General features: G+C 42.8%; 22 protein-coding genes. 17 read left to right on the top strand and 5 right to left on the bottom strand.

Features of this window, described 5'->3' with window-relative positions:
* Positions 1 to 59 precede the first annotated feature (59 nt).
* Positions 60 to 740 (top strand): class I SAM-dependent methyltransferase, encoded by a 681-nt coding sequence (locus N667_RS0111945; RefSeq protein WP_027409790.1) that lies wholly within the window; start codon positions 60 to 62, stop codon positions 738 to 740.
* Positions 741 to 787: 47 nt separating this feature from the next.
* Here the strand turns inward: N667_RS0111945 and N667_RS19500 are convergent, their stop codons facing one another.
* Positions 788 to 877: a YjcZ family sporulation protein gene (locus tag N667_RS19500; RefSeq protein ID WP_035098833.1), complete on the bottom strand. Its 90-nt coding sequence runs from the start codon at positions 875 to 877 to the stop codon at positions 788 to 790.
* 480 nt (positions 878 to 1,357) lie between these two features.
* On the opposite strand from N667_RS19500, the gene N667_RS0111935 reads away from it, so the two are divergent.
* Positions 1,358 to 1,627, top strand: a complete 270-nt coding sequence (locus N667_RS0111935) for a hypothetical protein (protein ID WP_027409789.1) — start codon at positions 1,358 to 1,360, stop codon at positions 1,625 to 1,627.
* An 83-nt stretch (positions 1,628 to 1,710) separates the two neighbouring features.
* Here N667_RS0111935 and N667_RS0111930 read toward each other — a convergent pair whose 3' ends face one another.
* From N667_RS0111930 to metA, 3 genes are all read right to left on the bottom strand, one after another.
* Positions 1,711 to 1,938 (bottom strand): hypothetical protein, encoded by a 228-nt coding sequence (locus N667_RS0111930; RefSeq protein WP_027409788.1) that lies wholly within the window; start codon positions 1,936 to 1,938, stop codon positions 1,711 to 1,713.
* A gap of 366 nt (positions 1,939 to 2,304) precedes the next feature.
* Positions 2,305 to 2,490 (bottom strand): hypothetical protein, encoded by a 186-nt coding sequence (locus N667_RS0111925; RefSeq protein WP_027409787.1) that lies wholly within the window; start codon positions 2,488 to 2,490, stop codon positions 2,305 to 2,307.
* A gap of 232 nt (positions 2,491 to 2,722) precedes the next feature.
* Positions 2,723 to 3,631 (bottom strand): homoserine O-succinyltransferase, encoded by a 909-nt coding sequence (gene metA / locus N667_RS0111920; RefSeq protein WP_027409786.1) that lies wholly within the window; start codon positions 3,629 to 3,631, stop codon positions 2,723 to 2,725.
* A gap of 387 nt (positions 3,632 to 4,018) precedes the next feature.
* Here metA and N667_RS0111915 point away from each other — a divergent pair, with 387 nt between their 5' ends.
* The 5 genes from N667_RS0111915 to N667_RS0111895 all read left to right on the top strand — a co-directional run bounded on the left by N667_RS0111915 (position 4,019) and on the right by N667_RS0111895 (position 8,659).
* Positions 4,019 to 5,707: a formate--tetrahydrofolate ligase gene (locus tag N667_RS0111915; RefSeq protein WP_027409785.1), complete on the top strand. Its 1,689-nt coding sequence runs from the start codon at positions 4,019 to 4,021 to the stop codon at positions 5,705 to 5,707.
* Between the two features lie 15 nt (positions 5,708 to 5,722).
* Positions 5,723 to 6,232: a hypothetical protein gene (locus N667_RS0111910; protein WP_027409784.1), complete on the top strand. Its 510-nt coding sequence runs from the start codon at positions 5,723 to 5,725 to the stop codon at positions 6,230 to 6,232.
* 71 nt (positions 6,233 to 6,303) lie between these two features.
* A complete protein-coding gene (locus N667_RS0111905; RefSeq protein ID WP_027409783.1) occupies positions 6,304 to 6,783 on the top strand; it encodes a glutathione peroxidase in 480 nt (159 codons plus the stop codon).
* 54 nt (positions 6,784 to 6,837) lie between these two features.
* Positions 6,838 to 7,503 (top strand): HD domain-containing protein, encoded by a 666-nt coding sequence (locus N667_RS0111900; protein ID WP_027409782.1) that lies wholly within the window; start codon positions 6,838 to 6,840, stop codon positions 7,501 to 7,503.
* Between the two features lie 25 nt (positions 7,504 to 7,528).
* Entirely contained in the window at positions 7,529 to 8,659 is a 1,131-nt protein-coding gene (locus N667_RS0111895; protein WP_027409781.1) for a conserved virulence factor C family protein, read from the top strand.
* Positions 8,660 to 8,782: 123 nt separating this feature from the next.
* Here the strand turns inward: N667_RS0111895 and N667_RS0111890 are convergent, their stop codons facing one another.
* Positions 8,783 to 9,166 carry a DUF4183 domain-containing protein gene (locus N667_RS0111890; RefSeq protein WP_027409780.1) on the bottom strand — a complete coding sequence of 128 codons (384 nt, stop codon included), beginning with the start codon at positions 9,164 to 9,166 and terminating at the stop codon, positions 8,783 to 8,785.
* Positions 9,167 to 9,734: 568 nt separating this feature from the next.
* Between N667_RS0111890 and N667_RS0111885 the strand changes: the two genes are divergently transcribed.
* From N667_RS0111885 to ilvA, 10 genes are all read left to right on the top strand, one after another.
* On the top strand, positions 9,735 to 10,121 hold the full coding sequence (locus N667_RS0111885) for a DUF4183 domain-containing protein (protein WP_027409779.1): 387 nt from the start codon (positions 9,735 to 9,737) through the stop codon (positions 10,119 to 10,121).
* A 206-nt stretch (positions 10,122 to 10,327) separates the two neighbouring features.
* The gene (locus tag N667_RS0111880; RefSeq protein WP_027409778.1) at positions 10,328 to 10,762 is read left to right on the top strand and encodes a BrxA/BrxB family bacilliredoxin; all 435 of its coding nucleotides are present in this window, start codon (positions 10,328 to 10,330) and stop codon (positions 10,760 to 10,762) included.
* A gap of 42 nt (positions 10,763 to 10,804) precedes the next feature.
* Entirely contained in the window at positions 10,805 to 11,590 is a 786-nt protein-coding gene (locus N667_RS0111875; protein WP_027409777.1) for a class I SAM-dependent methyltransferase, read from the top strand.
* Positions 11,591 to 11,632: 42 nt separating this feature from the next.
* The gene (locus N667_RS19495) at positions 11,633 to 11,761 is read left to right on the top strand and encodes a YuzL family protein (protein ID WP_084279181.1); all 129 of its coding nucleotides are present in this window, start codon (positions 11,633 to 11,635) and stop codon (positions 11,759 to 11,761) included.
* Between the two features lie 243 nt (positions 11,762 to 12,004).
* Positions 12,005 to 13,171: an LL-diaminopimelate aminotransferase gene (locus N667_RS0111865; protein ID WP_409978187.1), complete on the top strand. Its 1,167-nt coding sequence runs from the start codon at positions 12,005 to 12,007 to the stop codon at positions 13,169 to 13,171.
* 120 nt (positions 13,172 to 13,291) lie between these two features.
* Entirely contained in the window at positions 13,292 to 13,996 is a 705-nt protein-coding gene (locus N667_RS0111860) for an anthrax toxin lethal factor-related metalloendopeptidase (protein WP_027409775.1), read from the top strand.
* Between the two features lie 38 nt (positions 13,997 to 14,034).
* A complete protein-coding gene (gene thyA / locus N667_RS0111855; protein ID WP_027409774.1) occupies positions 14,035 to 14,829 on the top strand; it encodes a thymidylate synthase in 795 nt (264 codons plus the stop codon).
* Positions 14,830 to 14,842: 13 nt separating this feature from the next.
* Positions 14,843 to 15,331: a type 3 dihydrofolate reductase gene (gene folA, locus N667_RS0111850; RefSeq protein WP_027409773.1), complete on the top strand. Its 489-nt coding sequence runs from the start codon at positions 14,843 to 14,845 to the stop codon at positions 15,329 to 15,331.
* A gap of 105 nt (positions 15,332 to 15,436) precedes the next feature.
* Positions 15,437 to 15,871 (top strand): YndM family protein, encoded by a 435-nt coding sequence (locus N667_RS0111845; RefSeq protein WP_027409772.1) that lies wholly within the window; start codon positions 15,437 to 15,439, stop codon positions 15,869 to 15,871.
* A 139-nt stretch (positions 15,872 to 16,010) separates the two neighbouring features.
* On the top strand, positions 16,011 to 17,282 hold the full coding sequence (ilvA, locus tag N667_RS0111840) for a threonine ammonia-lyase IlvA (protein WP_027409771.1): 1,272 nt from the start codon (positions 16,011 to 16,013) through the stop codon (positions 17,280 to 17,282).
* Positions 17,283 to 17,307: the final 25 nt, after the last annotated feature.

The following is a 17,307-nucleotide window of genomic DNA, read 5'->3' as shown; positions in this document are numbered from 1 at the left end:
CCCTTTTACAAATTTATTGTTCCCTCTACCGATATTTTCATTCAAAGGATGTGTAAACAATGGAACGGTTCAATTGGCATAATGAAGCACAAAAACAATGGGATGAACGGGCGGAATTTTGGAATAAAAGCAGTGAAGAAATGTGGGAGCATGGAAGCAGAAAAACAATTGTTCCTTTCATGTCTAGGTACATACCGAAAGGAAGTGAGGTAGCTGATTTAGGATGCGGTGACGGATACGGGGCTTGGAAGCTGTGCCAATCAGGTTATCGTGTTGTTGGGGTTGATTTATCACGTGAGATGATCGAAAAGGCAAAAGCGCGAGGAGAACACGAGAGTTTGAGATTCATTCAAGGGGATTTAACTAACTTGCCGTTTGCGGATGAAACGTTTTCGGGAGCGATGGCGATTAACTCCCTCGAATGGACACAGAAGCCTTTGAAAGCGTTAAATGAAATGAGAAGAATACTTAAGCAAGGCCATTATTTATGTGTCGGTTTGCTTGGACCAACAGCAGCACCGCGCACCAATAGCTATCCGCGGCTGTACGGAAAGCCCGTCATTTGCAATACAATGATGCCGTGGGAATTTGAACAATTGGCACAAGAGAATGGTTGGGAGTTGGTAGATGGGCAAGGAGTGTATAAAAAAGGAGTGCGCGAGCAATTGCTTTCCGGATTATCATTAGAATTAAAACAAGCACTTACATTTATGTGGTTATTTATGCTACGGAAGCAATAAAAAAGAGGCGTGCCCGCCTTTAGAGGGGCACGCCTCCTTGTGCTACATTAGTAACCCATAAACGCAGCACCAACGATAATTAATAAAATGAACAACACAACGATCAACACAAACCCGTTATTACCGCCGTATCCCATTGATATCTTCACCTCCTGTTTTCAAGTTATTACATCGTATTATTTCTATAGCCAAAATGTTATGGACAAGAGTGGGGAATCCATAAAAATGATGAAGACGCCAAGAGATTTCGTATAAAAGCACAAAAGAGGAACGCAAGTAACGCGTTCCTCTTTTGTGTGATGCGCTAACTAGCAATATATTTATCTTCCCATTTATGGCGCCACTTATTTCGCCGCTCCATGCGTGATCCTTTAAATAAATGTTTGTACTTTTTCCAATGAGTTTTCCATTGTTTTCTTCGTTCAGATCTCATTTGTTCTCCATCCCTTTCATTCTATGTTGAAACATTTATTTTCTATTTCTTCTTTTTTCTTGTCGAACCCTTTGACTTTTTTTGTCGACCTATAAGAAGTTTTAGCGAACGAAAAGGTTTCCAAATTAATCGATTTTTGATATAAATATGAAGGTGCAGTGAAGAATCAACAAGGGGGACAAAGATGAGAAAGAGACTGATTCATTTTACATTAGGAGCGGCATTGCTGTTTGGGGGAGTCACCGATGTATCGGCTCATTCAGGACGAACAGATGAATTAGGGGGGCATTTTTATCGACAGAATTGCACGTATCATTTTCACCATCCTACAAATTTGACAAAAAACAAATCGAGAGCACAAATTATTAACTTGATCAAAAAAAATAACAGCAACAATAAATGTACAAGACAGCTGACAGAGAAAAAAGTAGACTGGAGATCACTAGGTCGGTAATGTGAAGGTAAAAAAGCATGTGATGTACTCGATGTCACATGCTTTTATTGTTACAATGAGATATTCTTACGGCTTAGCGTCTGCTACATTTCTCTTAGCAACATCCGATAAACTAATTTTCCATCGTGCCCTAAAACGAAAGAAGAACTAAAATGCGTATATGTGTGTTCCTCAATACCTTCTACAACGAGTGGTTCTGATGCATGCTTTACGAAAAACTCAATGTCTTCAGAGGACATGTCGCTTTCGATCGATTGAACGGTTTCATACTTTCCCTCAACAAGATCTTGAAAATCAATGATGACTCTCATATGTCATTTCTGCCTCCATTTTATGTTTATGTAGTTTATTGGTGTCGTGGACGGAAGCTTTCCCTGTTCATCGTTTGGACATTGGTTGGGCACTTCCCATTTCTAATTGTTCCGCTACGTGCTTTTTTTATGCGTTTTGGGCAGTTATCATACGTTTTTAGTTATTAGTGCACTTTTCCTACATACGACCAAAGGAGGAAGAGGGGGGATTTTGGACGAGTTAAATGAAAAAGAACAGGGGAGACCAATAAAAGGATTTGAGTTTACGGTGTAATAAATTAATTAAGGGAAACCAAAACTATCAAGGTTTCCCTTTTTTCTAAAAGCAATGCTCATTATTTGAGGGGCAGCTCAACTTTAATACAGTTAAGTTTGTTTTTTGAAAATAGTAGTATTTTCAATACGGATTGAATAAACTTCTCCACACTCTAAACAAAAGGTATAAATTTTATTAGAACCACCTAGCGACATCTTATTTAGTTTTATAGGCATATAATCTGTCCCCTCGGCAAATTCGGTGCTTCCGCATTTACCGCATTTTTTGTTTTCCATAAAACCCCCTTTTTGTGAGCTTTTTCAAAATGCTTCCCTTTGTTTTAATACGAATCCAAAGCTTGTAGGAAGACGCAAAACTTGTTTATTGCTGATAAATTTTTATACGACCGCATTTTTGACCGCGCATTCCAGTTAAATGGAGAAAGATAAGTAAATTTGATTCAGAGAGACCAGTGGAAAACCACTGATGTTATAAGGTTTTGCTCAATGAAGTTTATTTAGAATACACTCATTCCCACACGTACGGCGTTTCCTGATACACATAGTAGTTCAGCCAGTTGACGAACAACAAATTGGCATGAGAGCGCCACGTGTTCAACGGCTCTTTTGTCGGATCGTCGTTCGGAAAATATGATTCTGGAATGTGGATCGGCAACCCTCTCGAGAGATCACGCTCATATTCTTCTCGCAGCGTAGTGGCATCATATTCTGGGTGACCTGTTAAAAAGATTTGTTTTCCGTCGTTGGAAGCAACAAGGCACACCCCTGCTTTCTCCGATGCTGACAAAAGCGTTAATTCCGTCACTTTTTCAATATCTTCGCGCAATACATCGGTATGACGGGAATGCGGAATGCGAAACACATCATCGAACCCGCGCAGCAATTTTACATTTTTCACCTCTAATGTATGTTCGAAAATCCCAAAACATTTTTGCGGCAGCATATATTTTGGAATTCCATAATGGTAATAAAGCCCTGCTTGCGCGCCCCAGCAAATATGTAACGTGGATGTGACGTTTGTTTTCGTCCATTCCATAATTTCGACAAGTTCATTCCAATAATCAACTTGTTCAAACGGCAAATGCTCAACAGGCGCACCTGTAATAATCATCCCATCAAATTTGCGATGGCGAATGTGAGGAAAGGTAGTATAAAATTGATCGAGATGATATTGGCTTGTTGTTTTTGCCTCATGCGTTTCCGGACGCAAAAATGTGATATTTACTTGAAGCGGGGAGTTACCGAGCAAGCGCAAAAGCTGCGTTTCCGCTTTCTCTTTTTGCGGCATCAAGTTTAAAATGACTATATTTAGCGGACGAATATCTTGCGAATACGCCCGTTCTTCATCCATGACGAAAATGTTTTCTTGTTCTAATATTTCTTTGGCTGGCAAGTGTTTTGGAATATTAATCGGCAACAGTCTCATCCTCCAATCCAAATTTTTTAAATAACTTAATTATAAGAACATTACAAATTTTATTCAATTAATTTTTTCTCACTTCTCTGAATGATAAAATAAATACAACGGCTAACATAAGTATTGATACTCCGTTATTTTATTTTCGGTAATGTATAATTGTCTTGTATGAAATCCCTCAGATTTTCTAAAATAGGGATGGATACAAAAGTTTTTGTACTGCATTTTTGTAATGCCAGCGGGCAAAATTTGACGCCTGTAAATGGTTTAGATAGATAGGCGCATATATAGCAGCCTCCTTCAACAACGGTGAAAAAGCTATAAATATAGCGTCATTTTAAATAGATTCACCAATACATATAAGTTCTGATTACTGGAGGAAAGACGATGACAGCGACGACGAAGTGGAAAACAGATCTTGAAATTGCCAAAGAAACAAAATTAAAACGAATCCAAGACATCGCCGATGACCTCGGTATTTTGGAAGAAGAACTGGAGCCGTACGGTCATTATAAGGCGAAAATTTCGCTCGATGTGATGAAACGGCTGGAGAAGAAGCCTGACGGAAAAGTAATTTTAGTCACGGCGATCAATCCAACGCCTGCCGGAGAAGGAAAATCGACGGTAACAGTAGGATTGGGGCAAGCGTTGCATAAGCTTGGAAAAAAAGCAATCATCGCCATGCGTGAGCCATCGCTCGGACCGACGATGGGAGTCAAAGGAGGAGCAACTGGCGGCGGCTATTCGCAAGTATTGCCGATGGATGAAATCAATCTTCATTTTACCGGAGATTTGCATGCGATTACAGCAACGACAAATGCCCTCGCAGCTTTCATTGACAATCATATCCATCACGGCAATGAGTTGCGCATCGATGTGCGCCGCATTGTTTGGAAGCGGGCCGTTGATTTAAACGATCGCGCGCTGCGTCATGTGATTGTCGGCCTCGGTGGTCCGACGCAAGGAGTGCCGCGTGAAGACGGTTTCGATATTACCGTCGCTTCGGAAATTATGGCTGTGTTTTGTTTGGCGAAAGATTTGCGAGATTTAAAGGAGCGGCTTTCCCGCATTGTTGTTGCTTATAATGTGGACAAGCAGCCGGTAACGGTCGGCGATTTAGGGGTTGAGGGGGCGCTGACGCTCTTGTTAAAAGACGCATATAAACCGAATTTAGTGCAGACCGTTGAGCATGCACCAGCGCTTGTGCACGGCGGTCCATTTGCCAATATCGCTCACGGCTGCAATAGCGTCATTGCGACAAAGATGGCGCAGAAGCTCGGGGATTACGTTGTCACAGAAGCTGGTTTTGGCGCCGACTTAGGAGCGGAAAAGTTTCTTCATATCAAAGCCCGCGTTGCGGAAATTCAGCCGGCGGCGGTTGTCGTCGTGGCAACGATTCGCGCATTAAAAATGCACGGAGGCGTTTCCAAACAGGAATTGCATCTCGAAAATGTTGCGGCGCTGCGAGCGGGCTTAAGCAATTTACAAAAGCACATTGAAACGATTCAGGCATTCGGTTTACCGTTTGTCGTGGCGATTAACCGCTTTGTTACAGATACGGAGCAAGAAATTGAAGCACTTAGAGCTTTTTGCGGTGAACATCATTATCCAGTTGCGCTTACGGAAGTATGGGCAAAAGGTGGAGAAGGCGGAATGGACCTTGCCGAAAAGGTGCTCGATATCATTGAAAGAGGGAAAAACGAATTTTCTCCTTTATATGACGTGAACGAGCCGCTTCCTGATAAAATTCGCAAAATTGCCCGCACCGTTTATGGAGCGAAAGATGTGGCATTCACTGCGAAGGCACAAAAACAAATGGCGCAGTTTGCGGAGTTTGGCTGGGATCGTCTACCGGTATGTATGGCTAAAACACAATATTCGCTTTCCGATGACCCGACAAAATTAGGTCGGCCAACGGACTTTATTATTACGGTGCGTGAATTCAAGCCTTCGATTGGCGCTGGATTCATTGTCGCTCTAACAGGCGATGTTATGACAATGCCGGGACTGCCAAAAAAGCCGGCAGCGTTAAACATGGGCATCGATGAACATGGAAATGCGGTTGGTTTGTTTTAAAATGGGGGATGACCGATGTTTGACCCGACTGCTTTTGATAATTTAAAAACCGTTATTGAAGGCGCGATTTATGATCTGGATTTAGAGAATACACTCGTAGTCGTCGACCGCCGTGATCTAGTCGATTTAGCCCATTTTTCAAGAACATATGAGATTGCATTTCGCTTGCGTGCCGATGAAAACGCACCTATATTATGCAAGGTAACACTAGAAATGGAATTGGAGCAAATTGCCCGCGAATTGCTTCAAGAATCATCTCAGCCTGGCTGCGCGCTGTCGATTGCGTTTTTCATGCCTGTAGAGCAGCCAGAAACGACATGTCCGCTGATTGAAAAGACTTTGTTGCGCATTTGGGGAGAAAATCGGATCATTCGTCAAACGTTGCGGCGTGATCATAAAGAAAGTGATTGGCATAACGAAATTGAAGTGCAATTTGGTCGGCTTATTCGCGAGGAGAATGTTGATGATGTGCTTGCGATGGTGCCTTATATGCTTCAATCGCTTCAAGAGCTGCGTGCATTCTGACCGTTGCAGGGCGCAAAAGTGGAAAAATCGCTCTCCATTCTTTTATTATTAGAATAAGGAGAGTGAGAATGATGAGCATTTACGATTTTTCTGTCAAAACGATTCAAGGAGAAGAAAAAAGGCTTGCCGAGTACAAAGGGAACGTATTGTTAATCGTCAATACCGCCAGCAAATGCGGATTCACACCGCAATATAAAGAGCTTCAGGAATTATATGAAGAGTACCGTGATAAAGGGTTGGTTGTGCTCGGCTTCCCATGCAATCAATTCGGAAACCAAGAGCCAGGAGCGGAAGAAGAAATTGCCCAATTTTGTGAGCTGAATTATGGCGTCACGTTCCCGATGTTTGCAAAAGTTGACGTGAACGGAGAACATGCCCACCCGCTGTTTGATTATTTAACGGACAAAGCACCCGGCGTATTTGGCACGAAAGCAATTAAATGGAATTTCACAAAGTTTCTAGTCGATCGAAACGGAAATGTGATTGAACGCTTTGCTCCGAAGATGAAACCAAGCGACTTAAAAGAAGAGATCGAAAAATTATTAAAGTAGGAAGAATGGCTGTCTTTCCTTTATGGGAAAGACGGTTTTTTGTCGGTGAGTATCATGAGAAAAGAACAAATAATTCGCGAAACAGAACAGTATGTAAAATCGATACTAGAACGCGATTCGAGCGGCCATGATTGGTGGCACATTGACCGCGTCCGCCGTCTAGGCTGCCAGCTGGCACAACAAGAGGGAGCGAATGTATTTGTTGTGGAGATGGCAGCACTTCTTCACGATGTAGCTGATGAGAAAATCGTCGGAAGTGAAGAAATCGGAATGAGGTTGGTAAGGGAGTGGTTAGCGCGCTTTCCTATGGGAACTGAAGAAAGAGAGAGCGTGATCGAGGCGATTTCGACGGTTTCCTACAAAGGGGGAAACGGAAAACCGCCGCGGACGCTCGAAGGAAAGGTCGTGCAAGATGCCGACCGTCTCGACGCGATTGGAGCGATTGGCATTGCCAGGGCGTTTATGTATGCAGGCCATCGGGGGCACCTTATGTATGACCCAGCGCTTTCGGTCAGGGAGACGATGACAAAAGAAGAATACCGCCATGGTCCTAGTACAGCGATTCATCACTTTTACGAAAAGCTGCTTAAGTTAAAAGATTTACTGCACACAGAAAGCGCGAAAATGTTAGCCGTTAGGCGCCATCAATTTATGGAACAGTTTTTGCGGCAATTTTACCAAGAATGGAATGGAAACGTTGACCCATCTGATTTTACATAATACGTAATAAAAGGAGGAAAAGATCTTGCGCATTCGAGCCATTGAACCAACTCCGAGCCCGAATACGATGAAGGTGTTGTTGGATGAAGAGCTGCCGTTTGGCAAAAGCCATAATTATAAGTTAGACAATATCCATACAGCTCCGCCTATTTTGCAACAAATTATGAAAATTGATGGGGTTAAGGGGATTTACCATGTTGCCGATTTTTTAGCGATCGAACGAAATCCGAAATATGATTGGAAGGAAATTTTGCAAAAAGTGCGAGAAGCATTTGGCGAAGAGGTTGGAGAAAGCCAGGGCAGAAAGCAGTCGCTAAATGAGCATTTTGGCGAAGTAAAAGTATATGTACAAATGCTTTACGGCTTGCCGATGCAAGTGAAGCTAACCGATGGGGAGCGAGAACAGCGTTTCGGATTGCCAGCGCTGTTCATGGAAGCGGTGCAGGAAGCGCAAAAATATGCCGGCAATGTGGTGCTTGAGCGGAAGTGGGTGGAAAAAGGGGTTCGCTACGGGGCGTTGGAAGATATCGGACGTGAGGTCGTCGAAGAGCTTTCCGCTGCCTACCCGCCCGAACGGCTCAATAGAATCGTACAAATGTTTCGCCAAGGCGAACAGGCAAAAACACAGCGGCGCGTGAGCCTAAAGGTGACCGAGGACATGTTGGATAATCCAGATTGGACTAAACGCTACGCGGCGCTAGAGCAAATGGCGGAACCGGGCGAAGCGGATTTGCCAGTATTGGCAAAAGCGCTGAAAGATGAAAAAGTGTCGATTCGCCGCCTCGCGGTTGCTTATTTAGGGATGATTGGCGGCAAAAAAGTGCTGCCGTATTTATATGAAGCATTAAAGGATAAAGCGGTTTCCGTCCGGCGTACGGCAGGCGACTGTTTGTCTGACATTGGTGATCCGGAGGCAATTCCGGTCATGATTGAAGCGCTCAAGGACGAAAGCAAGCTGGTTCGTTGGCGCGCGGCGATGTTTTTGTATGAAACAGGTGATGAATCAGCGCTTCCAGCATTGAAAGCGGCTGAAAATGATCCGGAATTCGAAGTCAGCATGCAAGTAAAAATGGCGATTGAACGAATCGAAGGCGGCGAGGAAGCGAAAGGATCGGTATGGAAGCAAATGACAGAAAGTAGAAAGTTGGAGAAATAATATTTTGTGTATGATGATATAAGGAGTTATATCGTCCTTTCCGAATGTCCAGGAATTTAACAAAGCGCGACGGTAAGCCGTCGCGCTTTGTTGTATTCAGTATCATTTCATTATAGGAATGGGTTAGGTCGTAACAGTTGTTGTAGATGTAGCAGAGAACTGAACGATCTCTAAAACAATTGGTGTTCCCGCTGGGATTGAAGCCCCACCGGCCGGCACGGTTATAGCGAGCGATCCGACAGAGGTAGCGCCCGGCGTATAGGTTGAGATTCCATCCATTTGTAAAACTCCGTTAATATAGACGTTGTAATAGCTATTGTTTGTAGCTAAAGCCGGCAGTGCGGTAACGGCCGAACCGTCGTCGGCTAGAAAACTTGCTGCATCGATAGTTAATGTAGCGCCTGCCGCTGTTTCTGCTGTTGTAATATAGAAGAATCTCGTATTAACCGGTGCTGCGTCTGTTGCAGTGGAAGCCGAAACAAAAAGCTTCATTAGTTGAAGAGCCATGAAGCGTTTCCACCTTTCTTTTCGATTTGAATATCGCTGGCAATAAATCAAAAAAGCTGAAATCTAAAGCAAATCTGTTAACGCTGCTTGTTTATTGCCAGCAACGTTCTTAAAATATTATATGAGCAACAAATATAAGATGTTTTAGCCAATTGTCACATTTCGAAAGAATCCAAAATGGATATGAGCATTAGTTCCATTGAATTTAATATGCCTCCTTGCATGTCAATGTTCACTTTATTGGTTAATTTTGCATAAAAATATAGGGGTTAAACTGAAAGTGTATTTTTTATTGGATTATGGTTGTTGTAAGAGATAGCGCTATTTATTTTAGTAATGGAACAAGGGATTCATAAAGATGAAAAAATAGCTTTTCTAATTTACAGATAGACGAAGGACAATAACTCGAATGCCGAAAGCTAAAAATCTGTATATAAAAGTAAAAACATGGTTTTATTGCGGATTACCTTGTTCTTATTCAGGAAAATAATAATCAACTAGGTATAAAGAGAAAGGGAATCCTTTATAATGTTATGCCCTATCTTATTTTTCATTTTAGGTGGTATCAATGACAAAAAAACGGAAATATCAGAGACATGTGATTGCAGTTCCGAAGGTTTATGACTGGATTAGCAGCACATCAACGATTCATTTTCGTGTAAATTTTCAAATTCCGCCTCAAGTGTTGCAAGTCGAGACTTATCAATACAACGCGATATCAGATGGATGTAAAACTGTTTACACGAATGAAGACGAATTGAAAGAATATGGAGATCAAGGAATATTGGATCCAAAAAAAGTGTCATTAATTAATTTATTTATTAACGGAGTGCTACAGCCTAAAAACTTGTATGAGGTTCAAAAAGGAAAGCTGATTTTAAAATCTATTGATGTTCCACCTAAAGGTACGCCGATCATTCTTCAGTTTATTACGATAAAGCAAGAGTTTTATTAGGAATGTAGTTAATAGCCTGTACATTGGTGAAAACTCCTAAAATTCACTAATGCTACAGGTAGTTCGTTTTTATAGCGGTTATATTTGCAGAGTAGCAGGCTTGTTATGAGAGAAGGCGTGTACGCCGAACATTGTTGTTTTTCGTTGATTTTTTTGTAACGAAATAGTATTCTGTTTACATTGAGAAATTGTTTGGAGGGATTGTCATGTCAATGGCTTATGAGGAATATATGCGCCAGCTTGTGAAACCGATGCGTGATGAGCTAGTTCGTGCGGGATTTCGCGAGTTGACAACAAGCGAAGAAGTAGAGGAATTTATGGAAAACGTTCAAGGGACGACATTTGTTGTCGTCAATTCCGTTTGTGGATGCGCGGCGGGGCTGGCTCGTCCAGCGGCGACACAAGCGATCTTGCGCAGCGAGAAAAAACCGGACCATTTAGTAACGGTGTTCGCTGGTCAAGATCGTGAGGCGACAGCGAAAATGCGCGAATATTTCGTTGGAATCGAGCCATCCTCTCCATCGATGGCGTTGTTAAAAGGAAAAGAAGTCGTTCACTTCATTCCGCGCCATGAAATTGAAGGGAACTCCATGGAAGCGGTCATGGAAAATATTATGAGCGCATTAGAAGCGCACTGCTAATAGGATGTCTTCAAGGCATCCTTTTTTCATGGAGGGGGTCCGATGATTGTTACTACTGCTGGAAGAACGAACCAGAATATGATTGAAAAAGCGAAGCAAATTGCAGCTGAACTTGCCATTTCGTATGTACCGCGGCGGAAAATGTCAGTAGAAGCGCTGCAAGAACAATATGGCGATGACATTCTTGTCGTCGGTAAAAACCGCCTAGAAATGCATCCTGCAGGTACGAGCAATTCACCATTCTTTTTTCATCCGAACTCGGCGATGTTTCGCGTCAAAAGGATATTACGCGGAGAATCAGAACCGTTTTTAGAAGCAACGAAACTGCAACATGGAATGTCGTTTTTAGATTGTACGCTAGGAATGGGAGCGGACAGCATTGTCGCTAGCGTAGTGACCGGAGAAAGCGGTAAAGTCGTTGGAACGGAGGGAAATCGCTACATTGCGTATTTAGTTCAGCAGGGGCTGCGGCAGTGGGATTCGGGAATCGTACAAATGAACGAGGCGATGAGAAACATTCAAGTGATTCATGCAGATTATCGTTCTTTTTTGTCGTCTCTTCCTGATCGTTCGTTTGATGTTGTTTATTTTGATCCGATGTTTGAGCAATCGATTGTTGAATCGGACGGTATTCAAGGCATTAAGTCATTTGCGCTTTATACAGAGTTAACCGAAGACGTCATATATCACGCCAAACGCGTGGCACGGCAGCGGGTCGTGCTGAAAGACCATTGGCAAAGCGCAAAATTTCAGCGGTTTGGCTTTTCAGTGTATGTGCGAAAAACCGCCAAATTTCATTTTGCTACGATCGAATTAGCGGAGGAATAGAAGGAAAGCAGGAAGGGAACGTTAAAGGCGGAGGTGACAACGGTGCCTAAGCGAAAAAAAGATCCATCCAAGACAGGCCTTAGCGCTCCTTATGTGAAAGGACAAGGAACGACAGAAACGGAAACAGGAGCATACGAACTTGACTCCGCTCGCAAAAAAGCAAAGAAGTAATAAAAAACTCGCAGTCAACCTGCGAGTTTTTTCATGATTCAGCAACGCAGCTATAAATATAGAAGGCGATTGTCAATAAGCTTAATCCAAAAAAGATAGCATTCATCTTTTCAACCTACCCTTTCTATGTAGAATAATGATGAAAATATGCTACACTAGTATTGTGTAAGGTTGTACGGGAATATTCCCTATACTCATAATATATATCAAAAAAATAAGAAAAAGAAAGAGATTTTTGGGGGAATCAAAATGAAAACATCAGAACGTATGAAAGCGTTTGGAGCTTCTGTATTCAGCGAATTAGCCGCTTATAAAAATGCAAAAATTTCTGAAGGATGCGAAATGATTGATTTAAGCATCGGCAGTCCAGATTTGCCGCCGCCGTCCTTTGTAAGAGAAACGCTCGCTTTTTACGCGAGCCAGCCTGATACATATGGCTATTCGTTGAAAGGGACTAGTGAATTTCATGAAGCGGTAGCGCACTATTATAAAGTAGAGCATGGTGTATCATTAAACCCTCGTGAAGAAGTTACGTGCTTGATGGGGTCGCAAGATGGGCTTGTTCATTTGCCGATGGCCTTCGCCAATCCAGGCGATTTGATTTTAGTTCCTGACCCGGGCTATACCGCTTACGCGACCGGGATTGCCATGGCACAAGCCGAGCCGTATTTTATGCCGCTTCGCAAAGAGAACGCGTTTCTTCCCGATCTTCGTGCCATTCCAGAAGACGTAGCGAAACGAGCGGTGATGATGATCATTAACTTTCCAGGAAATCCGGTTCCGGCGCTAGCTACTGATTCTTTTTTTGCAGAAGTGATCGAATTTGCCAAACGGTATGATATTATCGTCGTTTCCGATTTTGCCTATAGCGAGCTTTACTATGACGGCCACAAGCCGATTAGCTTTTTATCGGTTCCTGGGGCGAAAGAAGTGGGCATCGAAATGAATTCGCTTTCCAAAAGCTATAATATGGCTGGCTGCCGGATTGGGTATGCATGCGGAAATGCGCAAATCATCAAGGTGCTCAACCAATTTAAATCGAATTTAGATTATGGTGTATTTTTGCCGATTCAAAAAGCGGCAGCGGCGGCGTTAACAAAGGGAGCAGCATTTTGCGAAGAAAGCCGGAAAATTTATCAATCTCGCCGCGACCTTCTCATTGACGGCCTTGCCTCGATCGGCTGGAAGATAGAGCGTCCAAAAGCAAGCATGTTTGTATGGGCCGAAATTCCTAAAGGATGGACATCGATGGATTTTGCCTACGCGCTGATGGATCGGGCGCACGTCGTCGTGACGCCGGGCCAAGCGTTTGGACCGACAGGGGAAGGGTTTGTCCGCATTGCGCTCGTTCAAGATGAGGCTAAATTGAGACAAGCGATTTCTAATATCAAGGAAAGTGGAATATTGTAATCTTCCTGTTTTTCCTACATTTATTCATTTCTCTGCCTTTTTGCGCGTGTTATAGTAGATAAAAGAAGTTTGCTAGCTTTCTAGTATGATAGATTGTGCATAAAGGCAGGAGAATGACCTATGAAACGTTTTATCAGCTTGATTACTCTAGTCATAGCTGTCATTCCGCTTCTTTCATTTGCGCCGTATCCAAATACGCATGGTGTTTTGCTAAGGGCGAGCTCTCTTTCTGTAACAGACGTTCCTTCGCATTCTATTTTGCAGGACATTGTTATTTTGCCGGACCAACCTTTTGACCATTCAGAAGCTAAAAAGATGATAGAAAGGCTAGCACACATTGATCCGCCTCTATTAAAACAAATTGCCCATAAACAGATTTATATTAAACTTTTTACCGGAAAACTTACTGATGAGCCATCGGTCCGCTATTTGCGCGGGCAAACGCCGCGGGGATATATGCCGCTTGCGACATGGGACGATGTGCCGGGAATTGGCGGTTCTCATCTTGTGTTAGCTAAAATCGGTTATAGCGACAAAGGAAAAGGGCATGGTTCTATCAATTTAGAGTTGCATGAGCTTGCTCATTCAGTGGACTATATCGTTTTCGGCCATGTTCATGCAAAGCCGGCTTTTTTGGCGATTTGGCACAAAGAAGCAGCCCAGTTGTTCCCGCATCAATATTATTTTCTCAATTATCCTGAGGAATATTTCGCTGAATCGTTCGCTTATTACTACTATAACGATGAAACGCGCGCCCATTTAAAAGACGCGGCACCGAAGACGTATGAATTTATACAGCAATTGACGAAAAGAACTCGAAAATGAGTTCTTTTTCGTTTATGATAGAAAATGAGGTGAGAACGATGAAGCAATATTTACAATTACTAGAAGATATTTTGGAAAATGGTGTAAGAAAAGATGACCGTACAGGTGTCGGAACATTGTCCGTATTTGGCCGTCAGCTGCGTTTTGATTTGCAGAAAGGGTTTCCGTTATTGACGACAAAAAAATTACATATTCGCTCGATTATATATGAACTTCTATGGTTTTTAAGCGGCAATACAAATGTCCGCTATTTGCAAGAAAACGGAGTGACAATTTGGGATGAGTGGGCCGATGAAAATGGAGAATTAGGGCCGGTTTACGGAGCGCAATGGCGCTCATGGAAAGGAGCGGACGGAAAGACTATCGACCAAATTAGCGAAGTCATCGAACAAATTAAAACAAATCCGAACTCGCGGCGTTTGCTAGTGAGTGCATGGAATGTCGCCGAAATTGACAAAATGAAATTACCGCCTTGCCACTACGCGTTTCAATTTTATGTAGCCGATGGAAAACTGTCTTGCATGTGGCAGCAGCGTTCCGTCGATACATTTTTAGGATTGCCATTTAATATTGCAAGTTATGCGCTTCTTACGCATATGATCGCCCAGCAGTGCGACTTAGAAGTCGGAGAGTTGATTTTCACGGGTGGGGATGTTCATTTATACACAAACCACATCGAGCAAGCAAAATTGCAGCTGTCTCGAGAGCCGCGCCCGCTTCCGAAGCTGGTGATTAAGCGGAAGCCTGCTTCAATTTTTGAGTACCAATTTGAAGATTTTGAAATCGTTGATTATGATCCGCACCCGCATATTAAAGCAACGGTTGCGGTGTAAAGGAGAAAATGGAATGATTTCGCTTATTGTTGCAATGGATCAAAATCGCATCATCGGAAAAGACAATAAGTTGCCATGGCATTTGCCGGCAGATCTTGCTTATTTTAAGCGAGTGACAATGGGGCATCCGATTGTGATGGGAAGGAAAACGTTTGAATCGATTGGTCGTCCGCTTCCAGGGCGGGACAACATCGTCCTGACCCGTAACCGCTCATTCCAGCCTGAAGGATGTATCGTAATCCATTCAATTGACGATATTCAAAAAATGGCCGCGGAACGGAACGATGAAATTTTTGTCATCGGCGGTGCCGAGTTGTTTGAAGCGGTTTTGCCGGTTGCTGATCGCCTATATATCACGAAAATAGAAGCGCAATTTCCTGGAGATACATTTTTCCCGCCATTTCAAGAGGCCGATTGGTGCCTCGTTTCAAGCGAAAAAGGACCGAAAGATGAAAAAAATCCATACGATTATGCGTTTCTTGTATATGAACGCAAGCGTTAGGCGTGTTTCACTTCAAGTGAAACACGCTTTTCTTTTTTGGATATGTGGAATAGAGAGAAGGATGATAAGGCACGATAACAATAAATAAACAATAGGAGGGATATTATGAGACATGTCATTCCGTTGTTGATTAAATTCGCATTATGGGGGACTGTACTATTTTCGATTTTCACCATTTTTAATGCGCCGCTTTCCTTTATTTTAATCATTACGTTGGCAACAGCGGTTGCTTCCTATGTGCTAGGCGACATATTTGTGCTTCCGAGAACAGGAAACTGGATTGCTTCCATTGCCGATCTTTTTTTGTCGTTTGGGCTTATTTGGTTTTTTAGTTATTTGCTAATTCAGCCGACCGCTAATATGGCTTACGCCTCTTTTTATGCAGCGCTTGCTGTGGCAGCAGGAGAACCATTTTTCCATCTATTTATGGAAAATCGGATATTCGACGGAAGAATGCGCCAAACGAGAAATTGGTTGGACGATGGAAGATGGGCTACTGAATTCGCCGAAGAATACGAAGACGACGATCATAAGGAATGATCGTCGTTTCGTTTTAGAGATCAATAAAATTGTCTATGTTTTGAATTTTTTATAAATTTCTCGAAAGTTCCCTTTCCTTTTTTGAAAATTGTGATATAATTTACAAATTAAAAAAACGTGATGGAAAGGAATAGGGAATATGGGACAGCAGCTTAAACGACAAAAAGGAACTGTATATGTGGAAGACATTTTAATTGCACATCATACGTTGAAAGATGTAGTCTATCATACCCCGCTGCAAAAAAATCCGCTCTTGTCGGAACGTTACGGTTGTCACGTGTATTTAAAACGAGAAGACTTGCAGGTCGTACGTTCATTTAAAATTCGCGGCGCTTATAATCGAATGAAGCATTTGACGGACGAAGAAAGAAAAAGCGGCATCGTGTGTGCAAGCGCAGGCAATCATGCTCAAGGAGTGGCTTATTCATGCCGCGCGCTAGGGGTGCACGGAAAAATTTATATGCCAGCGACTACTCCGAGGCAAAAAGTTTCACAAGTTCAGTTATTTGGAAAAGAAATGGTCGATATTATTTTAGTCGGGGACACATTTGACGATTCTTTTAATGAGGCGATCGAGTGTGCCAAACGCGAGCAAAGAACGTTTATTCACCCGTTTGACGACGAATATGTCATCGCTGGGCAAGGAACGATTGGAGTAGAAATGTTAAATGACTGTGAGGAGCCAATTGATTTCGTCTTTGCCAGCATCGGCGGAGGCGGGCTTATGGCGGGGCTTGGTACATATGTGAAAAGCATTTCACCTGCTACCAAACTGATTGGAGTAGAACCGGCGGGCGCCCCGTCGATGAAAGCAGCAATCGAACAGAAGGGCGTTGTCACTTTAGAGGAAATTGACAAATTTGTTGATGGAGCGGCAGTGAAAACAGTCGGCGAAACGACCTTTGCTTTATGCAGGGAGTTGATCGATGATATTGTTGTTGTACCGGAGGGAAAAGCATGCACGACGATTTTGGAGCTGTACAACGAAAACGCGATCGTTGTGGAACCAGCTGGGGCTCTTCCAGTGGCGGCTTTAGATTTTTATAAAGAACAGATTCGCGGCAAAACGGTTGTTTGCGTGATTAGTGGAGGCAATAATGATATCGATCGCATGCAGGAAATTAAAGAACGTTCGATGATTTACGAAGGACTGCAACATTATTTTATCGTCAACTTCCCGCAGCGCGCGGGGGCTTTAAGGGAATTTTTGGATGAAGTGTTAGGGCCGACGGACGACATAACCCGGTTTGAATATACAAAGAAAAATAATAAAGAAAATGGTCCAGCGCTTGTGGGGATTGAACTGAAGCGCCGCGAAGACTATGCGCTGCTCATTGAGCGGATGAAGAAAAAAGGCTTTCCTTTTCAGGAGGTCAACAAAGATCCGAATTTATTCCATTTGCTGATATAATCCGATCTCTTTATCGTGTTTTTTC

It is taken from the genome of Anoxybacillus tepidamans PS2, assembly GCF_000620165.1.
GTDB lineage: Bacteria > Bacillota > Bacilli > Bacillales > Anoxybacillaceae > Anoxybacteroides > Anoxybacteroides tepidamans_A.
The sequence above is the reverse complement of the archived record's forward strand: the minus strand, read 5'-3'. Positions and strand labels throughout refer to the sequence as shown.